The organism is Caulobacter sp. D5, assembly GCF_003185805.1.
Classification (GTDB): domain Bacteria; phylum Pseudomonadota; class Alphaproteobacteria; order Caulobacterales; family Caulobacteraceae; genus Caulobacter.
In genome coordinates this window covers 21,407-34,812 of sequence record NZ_QHJY01000089.1, presented here as the reverse complement: position 1 = coordinate 34,812, position 13,406 = coordinate 21,407, and the positions used below count along the sequence as shown (strand labels likewise).

Genomic DNA, 13,406 nt, shown 5'->3' with positions numbered 1-13,406 from the left:
CATGTCGAAGAGCGTTTCCCTGGCGGTCGCCGCCAGCCTCGCGGTCGCCGGCCTCGCATCCGCCGCCTCGGCCGCGACCTTCACGCCCAACAGTTCCTCCACGACCGTTCCGGTCACCTTCGCTGGTACGCTGACCCTCGGCCCCACGCCCATGAGCTGCTCGACCATCCTGACCGGCGTGGTGAACCCGGGCGGCGGCAGCGTGACCATCACGGGCGGCTCCATGGCGCCAGGCAGTTGGCAATGCGGATGGCTGGCCATCCCCGCGAGCTTTCCCTGGACGCTGACGCCGCTGACCACGGCCCAGGTCAGCCTCTCGCCGATGGCGCTGACGGGCGGTCTGAGCGAATGCTCGGGCGTAGTCACGGCCAGTTGGGCCAACCCCGGCACGATCATCTTCAACGCCACGGTCATTCCGGGCGCGCCGGCATGCCAGGTCAGCGGCGCGCTGAGCAGCACGCCGAACGTCGCCATCCAATAGACGGCCCGATCAGCCGACGACAGGCGGGCGCTTGACGCCGCCCGCCATCCGGCCGACCGTCCGCCGACTGAGATGCGGCCGGGGCGGCCGCCGTGATCGGGGAGGTCGCCGGTGTCGTTCTTCAAGTCGGGCCTCGCCGCCCTGGCGATGCTGATGCTGTCGTCGGCGAGCTTGGCCCAGGCCCAGGTTCAGGCGCCGGGTCCCGACATCTTCGGCGTCTGGCGCAATCCCAAGGACAGCGTCCATGTCGAGATCAAGCCGTGCGGCGGCGAGGTCTGCGGCTATGTGATCTGGGCCAATGACGAGGCGCGGACGGACGCGCGCAAGGGGTCGGGCGGCGAACTGGTGGGCCGGCAGCTGCTCAGCGACTTCTCCCGCGGCGACAAGGGCGAGTGGCGCGGCAAGGTGTTCGCGCCCGACGTCAACATGACCTTCTCGGGCCGGGTGCTGGTGCTCGACGCCGGCAAGCTGAAGGCGCGCGGCTGCGTGCTCGGCAACTTCCTGTGCAAGACGCAGGTCTGGACGCGGGTGGCCTAGGGCTGGGCGCGCACGCCGGCGAGGAAAGCCCAGCTGACCGACAGGCCGGGCTGCAGGGTGCCCGCATCGACGAAGGCGTGGCCGAAGCGGTCGTCAGCCTTGCGATAGGCCAGCTCGACCATGCCGCCGCGCGAGCACAGCACCGAGGCGCGGGTCCGGTAGCCGCAGCGGAGCACGACCTCGACGGTGTCGCCGTCCGCCACGGGGAAGGGGGTCTTCTGGGGTTTCTTGCGGGCAAGCATGGCGGGCACTCATGGAAGGGGCCGGGGACGGATCCCCGGCGTTTGCATCCACGATGAACGGCGCGTGATTAATCGCACCTGAACAGCGGCTTAAGGCCGCAGCCTCATGCTCAAGCTTCCCGATCAGGCTTCGTCCACGACCGTGTTCGACAGCAGGCCGACGCCCGTGATCTCGACCTCGACGACGTCGCCGGCCTTCATCCAGAGCGGCGGTTCGCGCTTGGCGCCGACGCCGCCCGGCGTGCCGGTCAGGATCAGGTCGCCCGGCGACAGCGGGGTGAAGCCCGACAGATAGGCGATGATGGTCGGCAGCGGGAAGATCAGGTCGGCGAGGCTGGCGTGCTGCACCTGCTGGCCGTTCAGGCGGGTGGTGACGGTGACGGCGTTCAGGTCGTCGATCTCGTCGGGCGTGACCAGCCAGGGGCCAAGGCCCCCGGTGCCGGGGAAGTTCTTCCCGGGCGTGAACTGCTGGGTGTGCCATTGCCAGTCGCGCACCGAGGCGTCGTTGGCGCAGGCGAAACCGGCCACGTGGCTCATGGCGTCGGCCTCGCTGATGTGGCGACCGCCCTTGCCGATGACGATGGCCAGTTCGCCCTCGTAGTCGAGGCTGGTCGAGCTCTTGGGCCGCACGATCGGACCGCCGTGCGGGGTCAGGGTGTCGGCGAAGCGGGTGAAGATCGACGGGTGGCCGACCTTGGCCCGGCCGGTCTCCTGGCGATGGGTCTCGTAGTTGTGGCCGACACAGAAGATCTTGCCCGGGGTGGTGACGACCGGCAGCAGCTGGATCTCGGAGACCGGCACGTCGAAGGCCGCCTCGGCGGCCAGGGCCGGGATGGCGTCCAGGCGCAGGGCGGCGACGAGGTCGTGCTCGTCCGGTCCGGCGATGGCGCCGAAGTCGGCGACGCGGTCGCCCTGGATCGCGCCGTAGGAGGCGACGCCGTCACGCAGGAAGCTGATCAGTTTCATAAGCTTGGTCTCGATTCTTGAGGTGCGTTGCGTCTAGGCGACCGGCAGCGGCGCGTGGCCGAAGGTGCGCTCGGCGGTGTTGAGGCCGGCGAAGTCCTTGCCCGACAGGCCCCACTGGTCGATGCGGCCCTCGGGCCAGGTCCAGTCCTCGGGCGCGCCGACCTTGTAGTCGTCGGGGATGATCTCGACGGCGGTCGAGAACTCCACGACCGCGCCGAACGGGGCGATGAAATAGGCGAAGACGTTGTCGCCCGGGCCGTGGCGGCCGGGCCCCCAGGCCGGGACCGCGCCGGTGTCGCGCAGGCGGCCGACGCCGCGCATCACCGCATCCAGGTCGGCCATCTCGAAGGCGATGTGGTTGAGCGAGGTGAAGCCGGCGCGGGCGAAGGCGGTGGAGTGGTGCGAGGCGTTGCAGCGCACGAACACCATGCCCTTGGTGCGGTCGGAGACCTTGAAGCCCAGGGCGGCCTCGGCGAAGTCGGCCGTGGCCTCGGCGTTGGCGGCGTTCATGACCACGTGGGTCAGCTTGACCGGCAGGTCGCGGCCCTCGATCGGCTCTGCCAGGGCCGCGCCGTGCAGGAAGCGGAACACCTCGCCCTCGGGCAGCTGGACCAGGACGCCCCGGCCGCCGCCGAGATCCTCGGACATGGTCTCGACCACCGGGGCGCCGGCGGCGCGGGCCTTGGCGGCGATCGCCTCGACCTCCGCCTCCTCGCCGACAAAGGTGGTGCAGCGCACCGACGGGCCGGCCGTCTCGGTCATGGCCACGAGATAGGGGAACGGCCCCGAACCGCGCAGATAGCGGGTCTCGCCTGCGGTCCCGGCGTCGGCCAGGCCCCAGGTCCCGGTCAGGAAATCGACGGCCGCGGCGGTGTCGGGCAGGTTCAGTTCGATGCTGCGAAGGCGCATGGGGGACACTCTAGGCTTGCGGCGCGGGCGCGCCGCCGGGATCGGGGGTGAGGCTGGCGGCGATCACGCCGGCGATGGCGCAGGCCTCGTCGGCGTCGCCGGTGTCGCCGCTGACGCCCACCGCGCCGATGATCCGGCCGCCTTCGTCACGGATCAGCACGCCGCCGGGCGAGGGGGCCATGGCCCCGCCGCTGATGGCGAAGAGGGCCGAGTAGAACACCGGGGCGGCGTTGGCGCGCTTGGCCAGCTCACGGCTGCCGTAGCCCATGCCCAGAGCGCCGGTGGCCTTGGCGACGGCGATCTGCGGCCGCATCAGGCTGGCGTCGTCCTCGCGCTTGAGGGCCACCAGGTGCGCGCCGGCGTCGAGCACGGCCACGGCCAGCGGCTGGTAGCCGTCGCGACGGGCTTGGGCGAGGGCCGCGTCGACGATGATGGAGGCGGCCTCCAGGGTCAGGCGGGACATGCGGTCTCCTTGGGCGCTTCGACCTTGAGAGAGAGGTCGGCGCAAAGCTGGTCGATCAGGGCGGGCAGGGCGTCGGCGATCTCGGCGACGCCGTAGACGTAGCGGTCGGGGCGCAGCAGCACGGCGGCCGCGCCCTTGGCGTCGAGCCAGGCGGTCAAGGCGCCGTCGGCGTCGTCGAGGCCCTCGCCGATCACGTGGAGCGAACCGCCGATGCGGGCGAAGGCGGGCGATGCGGCCACCGGTTCGCGGGCGATGACCGCGAAGCCCTCGCCCAGCACATCGTCGAGCAGGACGCCGCCGACGCGGGGGTGGATGAAGCGCTCGCCGGATCCGGGGCGGGCGACCCCGGCCTGGTAGGCGGGGATCAGGTCGGCGGCCGTGGTTCCGGGCTTGGCGGCGGCCATGACCTCGCGCATGTGGGCGTCGCGCTCGGCGGCCTTGGCGGGGTCGAGCTGGCAGATGTAGCGGCCCGCGTTCACGGCCGCGCCGATGACGCCGCGTACGTGCGGGTCGCGCTCGGGCTGGTAGGTGTCGAGCAGAGCGTCCTCGGCCAGGCCGGAAATCACCAGCGGCAGCTTCCAGGCCAGGTTCGAGACGTCGCGCAGGCCATGACACATGCCCTGGCCGAAGAACGGCGGGGTCTGATGGGCGGCGTCGCCGGCCAGGAACACCCGGCCCACACGCCAGCGCTCGGCGACCAGGCCATGGAAGCGATAGGTGGCGGCGCGCACCAGGCGATAGGTCGAGCCTTCGACCCAGGGCGCGATCAGGGCCTCGACCTGCTGCGTCGCCATCATCGCCTGGTCGTCCTCGCCGGGCAGCAGCATGAACTCCCAGCGGCGGTGATTGCCGCGGCCCGGCACGATGGTGGCCGGACGGCGCGGGTCGCACAGCATCACCGACAGCTGCTGCAGATCAGCGCCCGCCGGCAGGCCGGGAATGTCGGGGAAGACGATCGGGCCGTCGACCTCTGCGTCGACGACGAGCCAGGGCTCCTCGAAATCGAGGTCGTCGAGCCTGACGCCCAGGCTCTTGCGCACGGCGCTGCGGGCGCCGTCGCAGGCGATCACCCAGTGGGCGCGCAGGGTCTCGCCGCCGGCCAGCGCGAGGTCGGCGCCGTCGGCGTCCTGGGTCAGGCTTTCCAGCCTGGCGCCCAGGCGCAGGGTGACGGCCGGGAAACGGGCCAGGGCGTCGCGAAGCTGCGCCTCAAGCTCGGGTTGGTAAAAGAAGTAGTCGTTGGCCCAGCCAAAGCGCTTGGCCTGGCCGGCGGTGCCCATGTAGCGGATCACCCCGCCGTCGGCGCCGATGTGCAGGTGGCCCTGCGTCTCGCGCATCAAGGGATGCAGGCGCTCGACGAGACCCGCGCCCTGGAAGATGCGCATCATCTCGTGGTCGAGGTGGACGGCGCGGGGCAGGGGATGAGGATCGCGCTCCTGCTCGAGCACCAGAACGCTGAGGCCCGCCTGGCCCAGGAGGTTGGCGGCCAGGGCCCCGACGGGGCCGCAGCCGACGATGGCGACGTCGTAAATCATCACAGGTGCTTGTCGAGGAAACGGACGATGGCGGGAGCGACCCGGCCGGCGGCGGTGTGGGGCGTGTCGACCTCTTCCTCGCTGAACCAGAAATGGCCGGCGTCGGGCACGGGCAGGGTGCGCACGAAGAAGCGGGCCTGGCGCAGGGCGCGGGCGAAGGCTTCCGACTGGCCGGGATCGATGTCGTGGTCGCGCTCGCCCCAGATCACCAGCGCCTTCAGGGCGTTGCGATCGTAGCGCACGTGGCGCAGCGGCGAGGCGGCGACATAGAGCTGCGGATCCTCGTACGGATCCGCGCCCAGCATCCGGAAGGTCGGATCGGTTCCCGGGGCGGCGTTCTTGGCCAGATCCGCCTGCCAGTGCGCGAAGAGGTCGTAGACGCCGTAGACGGCGACCAGGGTCTTGAACTGGACGGTTTCGCCATAGAGCCAGGGCTGGCCCTGGGCCAGGGCCGCCAGCGCCGTCAGGTGGGCGCCGGCCGAGGCGCCGAGCAGGCCGATGCGGTCGGGGTCAACACCGAGGCCGGCGGCCTCGCGTTTCAGAAAGCGCGCGGCCTCGACCACGTCCTGGACGTTGCCGGGGAACGACTTGCCGTTGGTCGAGCGGCGATAGTCGATGGCGAAGACGGCGTAGCCCTGGCCGGCGAGATACTTGCCCCAGCGGGCCAGTTGGGCCTTGTCGTTGCGCAGCCAGGCGCCGCCGGGGGCCGCGACCAGCACCGGATGCGGGCCCGGCGCGTCGGGCAGATAGAGGTCGCCCTTCAGCTCGGCCGAGCCGGCGACGCCGAAGACGATATCGGAACGGACGCTCATCAGGCGGCGGCCCGCGCAACCGGCTGGGCCGGCGCCTTGTGCATCTTGCCGTCCTTCATGATCATCAGCAGGCGGTCGCGACGCTGCAGGATCGAGACGTCCTGGGTCGGGTCGCCGTCGACCAGCAGCAGGTCGGCCAGGTAGCCCGGCTCGACCAGGCCCAGTTCGTCGGCGCGGCCCATCAGCTCGCCGCCCAGCTTGGTGGCGGCCACCAGGGCCTCGGTGGGCGTGTAGCCGAACAGGTCGACGAAGTGCTGCAGGTCGCGGGCGTTGGCGCCGTTGGGATTGAACGGAAAGCCGTAGTCGCCGCCGGGCAGCACGCGCACGCCCCGGCGCTTCAGCTCGGGGATCAGCACCTTGCACTTTTCGACGACCGGAACGGCGGCTTCCTTCATCGAGGTCATGTCGATGTGCGGCGGCGGCTTGGCCTCCAAGGTGGCGACGATGACGCCGATGGCCGGGGCGACGAAGATCTCGTCCTTGTGCGCTTCCAGCAGGTCGAGCGCTTCCTCGTCGGCGTAGGTGCAGTGGTAGAGCACCCGTACGCCGGCCCGCAGGGCCATCTTGATCGCCTCGCCGGCCTGGGTGTGGGCCGACAGCCAGATGTCGCTTTCGCGGGCCTGCTCGCCGGCCGCCTGGACCTCTTCCTCGGTGTAGAGGATGTGCTGCGAGGAGCCGGGCAGCAGGGCGTCTTCGCCGCTGATCACCAGCTTGACCTGGTCGATGCCGATGGTCTTGCAGTGCTTGACGAAGGCCTTCATCGCCTCGGGACCGCGCCCGTGGTCGATCTCGCCGGTGTTCTCGCCCTCGGGGCTGCGCTCAATGGTCGAGGCGCGCAGGCGCGGACCCGGGGTCCAGCCGCCGTCGATCTCGTTGCGGACCACCACCTCGATGCGCTCGCCCAGGGCGCCGGCCGAATAGGCGCTGGTGAAGCCGCTTTCCAGCAGGACGCGGGCGTTGCGCACCGTGGCCAGCAGTTGTTCTTCCGGCGGCAGGATGAATTCGGGAATGAAGCGCTCGATCGACGAGGGCCAGGACAGGTGGGCGTGGGCTTCGATCAGACCCGGCATCAGGGTCGCGCCGGCGCCGTCGATGACCGTTGCGTCGGCCGCTTCGATCCGGCCTTCGGAAGCCGTCGCCGCCACGCGGGCGATGCGGTTGTCCTCGATCAGGACCTCGCCGGCGAAGGGCGCGCGGCCCGTGCCGTCGAAGACCTGGATATTGGTGATGAGCGTACGCGCCACGTGGATTCCACCCTGCCGATTTTTGTTCGCGGGCGGCGGTCGATGATGCGCCGCGCCCCTTGCGACCATTTACGGGGAGGGGACCGGCCGGAAAAAATTCAATCGGGGAATGTCTCGCATCACCGGCGATGATGGGGCCGACACCTTCATGCGGCTTATGGTCGCCATTCAGCGATTGAATTGGCGGATAGTCAGTATCGCGAGGAAGCTCCTCCCATGCCGCCGTCAGAGCGGTCTTGGGAGGAAACAGGACATGACCATCGACATGGTCTCGCGTCGCCAGCGCCGCGCGCACGGGCTGACCAGCAGCCTCTTCTGCTTCACCACGATCATCGCCGGCCTGACGGCCGCCGCGGTCGTGCTCAAGATCCTGATCGGCCTGGCGACCTAGGGCCGGTCACCGACCCTCGCCTCTAAAGGCTCTGGGCGTGCTCGATCAGGAAGTCGCGCAGCCACAGCGTGCCCGCGTCGGTTTCCTTGTTCTTGTGCCACTGCAGGAACTCGGTGAACGTCGCGATCTCCACCGGCGGCGCCAGCACCTTCAGCGGCAGGCGCTTGGCCAGGATAGCCGCGTTGCGGGCATGGACGGTGGCGATCATGTTGGTGCCCACCACGATCTCGGCCACGCAGTTGAAGGTGGGCGCGTGGACGACGATGTTGCGCTCCACGCCTTGGGCGTCCAGCGATTCCTGCTCGATGTGCGGCGGGTTGTGCGGGCCCAGCGTCACCGAGACGTGCTCCAGTTCGAGGTACTTCTCGAGGGTGAGGCTGGCGCCGACCAGCGGGTTGTCGCGCCAGGCGATGCAGGCGAAGCGGTCGCTGAACAGCGGGCTCTTCGGATGGCCCGGATCGCACTTGCGCTCGGGCGAGATCATGAAGTCGATCTTGCCCTCGCCCAGCAGGGCCGCGCTTTGGTCGGAGGTCAGCAGCACCACGATCTTCAGCCGCGGCGCGACGGTCACCAGCTTGCGGATGGCTCCGGTCATCAGAACGTTGAAGACGTAGTCCGAGCAGACGAAGGTGAAGGTGCGGTCGGCGGCGGCGGGATCGAATTCCGAGCGGTTGACGACGATGCGGCGCAGGCCGTCCAGGGCCTCGCGCACCGGTGCGGCCAGGCTTTCGGCGAACGGGGTCGGGACCATCTTGCGGCCGACCTGGACCAGAAGGTCGTCCTCGAAGTGCTGGCGCAGGCGCGAGAGGGCGTTGCTGATCGCCGGCTGGGTGAGGCGCAGGGCTTGGGCCGTCTGGCTGACGCTGCGCTCCTGAAGCAGGGAATCCAGCACGACCAGCAAGTTCAGGTCGAGGTTGTGAAAGCGCACGGCAGGATCCTCCAGAGACATCGGGCCTTCTGTGGACCCTGACATTTCAAGCGGCTTAGACCGAGCGGCGCCATTGGGGCAAGCACCTTATCAGTTTCATTATATGAAACGCAGTCCCGCATAATCTTGAGTGATAGTTGCTGTTCAACGATTGAATTGGTCGGTGCGGGACCCCCTCGCTACCGTCCAGCTCAACACCAACGCCGGCGCCAAGCCGGGGTCCAGGGAAACGGAAACGAAGCCGGACGACGAAGATCGCCGGCTCGCAGGGAAGGGGAACCCCCATGAACGCATTCAAGCTCAGCCTGCTGGCCGCCACCAGCCTCACCGTCGCCATCGGCGGCGCGGCCCACGCGCAGGACGCCTCGCCCGCCAACGGCGCGACCACCGAGTCGCCGATCGCCATCGAAGAAGTGGTCGTCACCGCCACCCGCCGCTCCGAGCGCCTGCAGGACGTGCCGCTGGCCGTCTCGGCCGTCAGCGGCGACCAGCTGGCCGCCACCGGCGCCAAGGCCGTGACCGACCTGCAGTATTCGGTCGCCGGCGTGCAGTTCGGCACCACGCCCAACGACTCCGGCTTCCGCCTGCGCGGCGTCGGCTCGGCCGGCGGCTTCACCTCGAGCTCGGAATCGCCGGTCGGCCTGGTGGTCGACGGCGTCGTGGTTCCGTTCGGCTCGCCGGTCGACAGCCTGGGCGACCTGGAGCGCGTCGAAGTGCTGAAAGGCCCGCAAGGCACCCAGTTCGGCAAGAACGCCTCCAGCGGCGTCATCTCGATCACCACCCGCAAGCCTAGCCTGACCACGGCGACGGGCGACTTCTTCGCCTCCTACGGCTCGCTGAACGAGCGCGACGTGCACGGCGGCGTCACCGCCCCGCTGTCGGACACCCTGGCCGTCGGCATCTTCCTCTACGACAAGGCCTATGACGGCTACGTCCACAACGTCGTGCGCAACGAGGACTGGGGCGGCATCCACAACAACGGCGCGCGCGGCAAGCTCTACTGGAAGCCGACCGACACCTTTAGCGCCTACCTGATCGGCGACTATTCGCGCCAGCGCCAGAAGGGTCCCGGCCAGCTCTGGACCCTGAACAAGGCCCCGACCACCGACGCCAACTTCCTGGCGCCCTTCACCAGCCTCTCGGCCCTGGGCGTCACGGCCAGCGCCTCGAACGACAAGTCCATCGAGGACGGCGGCGGCAGCCTGGGCACGACCAACTACGGCGCCTCGCTGGAGCTGAACTGGGAGCTGGGCGAGTACACCCTGACCTCGCTGAGCGCCTATCGCGGCTACAAGGACGATCCGTACAACTACTCGATCGACGCCTCGCCGCAGTCCAAGTTCACCGCCCAGGCCCGCGGGCAGGTCAAGACCCAGGCCTCGCAGGAATTCCGCCTGACCTCGCCCAGCAGCGGCCGCCTCAGCTATGTCGCCGGCCTGTTCGTCTCGCGCCTGGAGACCGAAAACACAGGCGAGAGCGCCCAACTGCGCCCGGCCACGCCCTACAGCACCGCCCCGGTGGTCTCGATCACGGCCGGCCTGAACCACGGCAAGACCACGACCGACAGCGCCGCGGTGTTCATCGACGGCCGCTACAAGCTGAGCGACACCCTCAGCCTGCTGGGCGGGGCGCGGATGACCAAGGACAAAGTCGAGGCCTCCAACTGGTCCGAGCTTGATCCGTCGCTGCCGGCCTTCCTGACGGCCGGCGGGACCACCGTGCCCTATACGCCGCGCGCCCTGCAGACCGGCGAGACCTCGAAGTCGAGCCCCTCGGGCCGCATCGGCCTGGACTGGAAGCCGTCCGACAACGTGCTGATCTTCGGCACCGTGGCCCGCGGCTATCTCGGCCCGACGGTGACCTTCTCGGCGCTCAGCGGCACCAAGACCAATGTCGCGCCGCAGACCGTCGACGACGTCACCATCGGCGCCAAGACGACCCTGCTGGATCGTCGCCTGACGCTGAATGGCAACATCTTCTACGACAAGTACACCGACCTGCAGACCGCGGTGCTGCGCAACAACGAGTTCGTCACCGAGAACGCCGGCGGGCTGGAGGCCAAGGGCTTCGAGATCGAGGCCAACCTGCGGGTCAACAGCTCGCTGAAGCTGAACGCCTCGACCACCTATTCCGACGCCAAGTACACCGACTACGTCACCAGCTGCCCGAACAACCTGATCCTGGCCGGCTACGTCGGCTGCACCCTGAACAACGGCACCTACGTCTATCAGGCCAAGGGCCAGACCCTGGCCGGCGCGCCGAAGGTCACCGTCGTGCTCGGCGCCAACTATGAGCACGCGATCACCGACGCCCTGACGTTCGACGCCGCGGCCAACTACTCCTACCGCACCAAGACCCAGAACAGCGTCGGCGATCCCAACACCATCCAGAAGGGCTACGGCGTGCTCAACGTCTCGGCCGGGATCGGTCCGGAAGACCGCCAGTGGCGCGTCGGGGTGTTCGCCCGCAACCTGCTCAAGCAGGACTTCAACGCGGCGATCATCACCCTGCCGTTCCAGAGCGGCTATGACGGCTACATCAACTGGCGCACCCGCGAGGCCGAGCGCACCGTCGGCGTGACCCTCGAAGGCCACTTCTGATGCGGGCGAGGTTCTTCCTTCTGGTGGGCGCGGCTCTCGCCGCGTTCGCCGGGAGCGCCTTGGCCCAGGGCATTCCTCAGCGCGTCGAGATCCGCACGATCCCTGCGCCGGCCCAAGCCGGGGCGATCCCGCTCTGGCCCGGCGTCGCGCCGGGTTCGGAGGGCGCGACCCAGGTGGAGCACTGGAACTACCTGATCGACGGCGTGGCCGTGCGCAACGTCACCAGGCCGACCCTGACGCCGTATCTGCCGGCCAAGGGCAAGGCGACGGGCGCGGCGGTGATCGTCGCCCCCGGCGGCGCCTACATGCTGCTGTCGATGGAGTGGGAAGGCGAGAAGGTCGCCCAGTGGCTGGCCGATCACGGGATCGCCGCCTTCGTCCTGAAGTACCGCCTGGACCCGACGCCGGACAACGACCAGGAGACGCTTCAGGTGCTGGGCGCGCGCTTCGGCGCGGCGGCCAAGGCCGGGGCCGACAAGGCCCCGCCGATCAGCCAGCCCCTGGCGCTGGACGACGCCCAGCAGGCCCTGCGCCTGGTGCGCTCGCGGGCCGGCGAGTGGGGCGTGGATCCCAGGCGGGTGGGGCTGATGGGCTTCTCCGCCGGGGCCATGACCACCCTGGGCGCGACGCTGCGCAATGCGCCGGACGCCCGGCCCGACTTCATCGCCCCGATCTACGGCCCGATGAACACGGTGAGCCCGCCGGCCGACCCGCCGCCGATGTTCACCGCCATCGCCAATGACGATCCGCTGTTCGGCAATACCGACTACGGCCTCGTCCAGGCCTGGAAGCAGGCCGGCGGCAAGGTCGAGATGCACGTCTACGAGAAGGGCGACCACGGGTTCGGCCTGCACAAGCGGGGCACGACCAGCGATCTCTGGATCGACCAGTTCTACGCCTGGATGGCCGCACGCGGCCTGCTGAAGCCCGCCCAGTGACCCGTCCAGTGACCCCTATTGCGTTCCTTTTCCGGAGATCCCGATGACCTTCCGTGACCTCCCGCTCACCCGCCGGCTGCTGATGGCGGCCGGCGCCGCGGCCGCCGCCAGTCCCGCCGTCTCCCAGGCCAAGGCCGCCGGCGGCGACTTCCCCAAGGGCTTCCTCTGGGGCGCGGCCACCGCCGGCCACCAGGTGGAAGGCAACAACGTCAACAGCGACACCTGGCTGTTGGAGCAGCTGAAGCCCAGCCCGTTCATGGAGCCGTCGGGCGACGCCTGCGACCACTATCACCGCTACGAGGCCGACATCGCCCTGCTGGCGAAGCTGGGTTTGAACACCTACCGTTTCTCGCTGGAGTGGGCGCGGATCGAGCCAGCCAAGGGCCAGTTCTCGGCCGCCGAGCTGGAGCACTATCGCCGGGTCGCCCTGACCTGCCGCAAGCACGGCGTCACGCCGCTGATCACCTTCAACCACTTCGTCGTGCCGCGCTGGTTCGCGGCCCAGGGCGGCTGGGAGAACCCGGAAAGTCCGGCCCTGTTCGCGCGCTATTGCGCCTATGCGGTCAAGGGCGTGGGCGACCTGGCCGGTGGGGCCGCCACCTTCAACGAGCCCAATATCGGCCTGCTGCTGCAGTGGATTCTGCCGCCGTTCATCCTCGACCAGATGAAGCAGGCGATGGTCGACGCGGCCAAGGCTTGCGGCACGCCGCTTTTCTCCAGCGCCCAGTTCGGTCGCCAGGACGTGATGCTGCCCAACCTGATCGAGGCCCACAAGCAGGGCTACGCCGCCATCAAGGCCGGTCCCGGCGACTTCCCGGTCGGCGCCACCCTGGCGATGTTGGACGATCAGGCCGTGGGCGAGAACAGCCGGCGCGACGAGAAGCGGGCCCAGTGCTACGATCCCTGGCTGGAGGCCATCAAGCAGACCGGCGACTTCGTCGGCGTCCAGACCTACAGCCGCGCCCAGATCGACGCCAAGGGCCAGATGCAGCCGCCGCAGGGCGTCGAGCTGACCCAGACCGGCGAGGAGTTCTCGCCCCAGGCCCTGGGTCAGACCGTGCGCTACGCCCACGCCCTCTCGGGCAAGCCGATCTACGTCACCGAGAACGGCGTCGCGATCGAGGACGACACGCGTCGCGTGGCCTACATCAAGATCGCGCTGGAAGGCCTGAAGGCGGCGATGGACGATGGCATCCCGGTGAAGGGCTACGTCCACTGGTCGCTGCTGGACAATTTCGAGTGGGTGTTCGGCTACGGACCCAAGTTCGGCCTCGTCGCCGTCGACCGCGCCACCCAGGCCCGCACGCCCAAGCCCAGCGCCGTGCTGCTGGGCCAGATCGCCCGCGCCAACCGGATCTGACGC

General features: G+C 69.4%; 14 protein-coding genes. 6 read left to right on the top strand and 8 right to left on the bottom strand.

The window, feature by feature from the left end; genetic code table 11:
* Nucleotide 1: 1 nt before the first annotated feature.
* On the top strand, nucleotides 2-481 hold the full coding sequence (locus DMC18_RS25605) for a protein activator of alkane oxidation PraB (RefSeq protein WP_110120551.1): 480 nt from the start codon (nucleotides 2-4) through the stop codon (nucleotides 479-481).
* A 111-nt stretch (nucleotides 482-592) separates the two neighbouring features.
* Nucleotides 593-1,018, top strand: a complete 426-nt coding sequence (locus DMC18_RS06865; RefSeq protein WP_233245284.1) for a DUF2147 domain-containing protein — start codon at nucleotides 593-595, stop codon at nucleotides 1,016-1,018.
* Here the strand turns inward: DMC18_RS06865 and DMC18_RS06860 are convergent.
* The 7 genes from DMC18_RS06860 to DMC18_RS06830 all read right to left on the bottom strand — a co-directional run bounded on the left by DMC18_RS06860 (nucleotide 1,015) and on the right by DMC18_RS06830 (nucleotide 7,186).
* On the bottom strand, nucleotides 1,015-1,260 hold the full coding sequence (locus DMC18_RS06860) for a hypothetical protein (protein WP_110120550.1): 246 nt from the start codon (nucleotides 1,258-1,260) through the stop codon (nucleotides 1,015-1,017). The genes DMC18_RS06865 and DMC18_RS06860 overlap by 4 nt on opposite strands.
* Nucleotides 1,261-1,383: 123 nt before the next feature.
* Entirely contained in the window at nucleotides 1,384-2,226 is an 843-nt protein-coding gene (locus DMC18_RS06855; protein ID WP_110120549.1) for a fumarylacetoacetate hydrolase family protein, read from the bottom strand.
* Between the two features lie 33 nt (nucleotides 2,227-2,259).
* Nucleotides 2,260-3,135 carry a VOC family protein gene (locus DMC18_RS06850; RefSeq protein WP_110120548.1) on the bottom strand — a complete coding sequence of 292 codons (876 nt, stop codon included), beginning with the start codon at nucleotides 3,133-3,135 and terminating at the stop codon, nucleotides 2,260-2,262.
* Nucleotides 3,136-3,145: 10 nt separating this feature from the next.
* The gene (locus tag DMC18_RS06845) at nucleotides 3,146-3,598 is read right to left on the bottom strand and encodes a heme-binding protein (RefSeq protein ID WP_110118733.1); all 453 of its coding nucleotides are present in this window, start codon (nucleotides 3,596-3,598) and stop codon (nucleotides 3,146-3,148) included.
* Complete coding sequence (locus DMC18_RS06840) at nucleotides 3,586-5,130, bottom strand: bifunctional 3-(3-hydroxy-phenyl)propionate/3-hydroxycinnamic acid hydroxylase (RefSeq protein WP_199228362.1); 1,545 nt, start codon at nucleotides 5,128-5,130, stop codon at nucleotides 3,586-3,588. The genes DMC18_RS06845 and DMC18_RS06840 overlap by 13 nt, the downstream gene beginning before the upstream one ends.
* Nucleotides 5,130-5,942 carry a S9 family peptidase gene (locus DMC18_RS06835; protein WP_110118734.1) on the bottom strand — a complete coding sequence of 271 codons (813 nt, stop codon included), beginning with the start codon at nucleotides 5,940-5,942 and terminating at the stop codon, nucleotides 5,130-5,132. Before DMC18_RS06835 ends, DMC18_RS06840 begins: the two co-directional genes overlap by 1 nt.
* Entirely contained in the window at nucleotides 5,942-7,186 is a 1,245-nt protein-coding gene (locus DMC18_RS06830) for an amidohydrolase family protein (protein WP_233245186.1), read from the bottom strand. The genes DMC18_RS06835 and DMC18_RS06830 overlap by 1 nt, the downstream gene beginning before the upstream one ends.
* 253 nt (nucleotides 7,187-7,439) lie before the next feature.
* Between DMC18_RS06830 and DMC18_RS25925 the strand changes: the two genes are divergently transcribed.
* Nucleotides 7,440-7,577, top strand: coding sequence for a hypothetical protein (locus DMC18_RS25925; protein ID WP_158285872.1), 138 nt, complete (start codon nucleotides 7,440-7,442; stop codon nucleotides 7,575-7,577).
* 22 nt (nucleotides 7,578-7,599) lie between these two features.
* Here the strand turns inward: DMC18_RS25925 and DMC18_RS06825 are convergent, their stop codons facing one another.
* Nucleotides 7,600-8,505: a LysR family transcriptional regulator gene (locus DMC18_RS06825; RefSeq protein ID WP_110118750.1), complete on the bottom strand. Its 906-nt coding sequence runs from the start codon at nucleotides 8,503-8,505 to the stop codon at nucleotides 7,600-7,602.
* 284 nt (nucleotides 8,506-8,789) lie between these two features.
* Between DMC18_RS06825 and DMC18_RS06820 the strand changes: the two genes are divergently transcribed.
* The 3 genes from DMC18_RS06820 to DMC18_RS06810 are packed head-to-tail and all read left to right on the top strand — an operon-like array spanning nucleotide 8,790 to nucleotide 13,403.
* A complete protein-coding gene (locus DMC18_RS06820) occupies nucleotides 8,790-11,105 on the top strand; it encodes a TonB-dependent receptor (RefSeq protein WP_110118736.1) in 2,316 nt (771 codons plus the stop codon).
* Nucleotides 11,105-12,043, top strand: coding sequence for an alpha/beta hydrolase (locus tag DMC18_RS06815; protein WP_110118737.1), 939 nt, complete (start codon nucleotides 11,105-11,107; stop codon nucleotides 12,041-12,043). The genes DMC18_RS06820 and DMC18_RS06815 overlap by 1 nt, the downstream gene beginning before the upstream one ends.
* Before the next feature lie 43 nt (nucleotides 12,044-12,086).
* Nucleotides 12,087-13,403 carry a glycoside hydrolase family 1 protein gene (locus DMC18_RS06810; RefSeq protein ID WP_110118738.1) on the top strand — a complete coding sequence of 439 codons (1,317 nt, stop codon included), beginning with the start codon at nucleotides 12,087-12,089 and terminating at the stop codon, nucleotides 13,401-13,403.
* The last annotated feature ends 3 nt before the right edge of the window (nucleotides 13,404-13,406 follow it).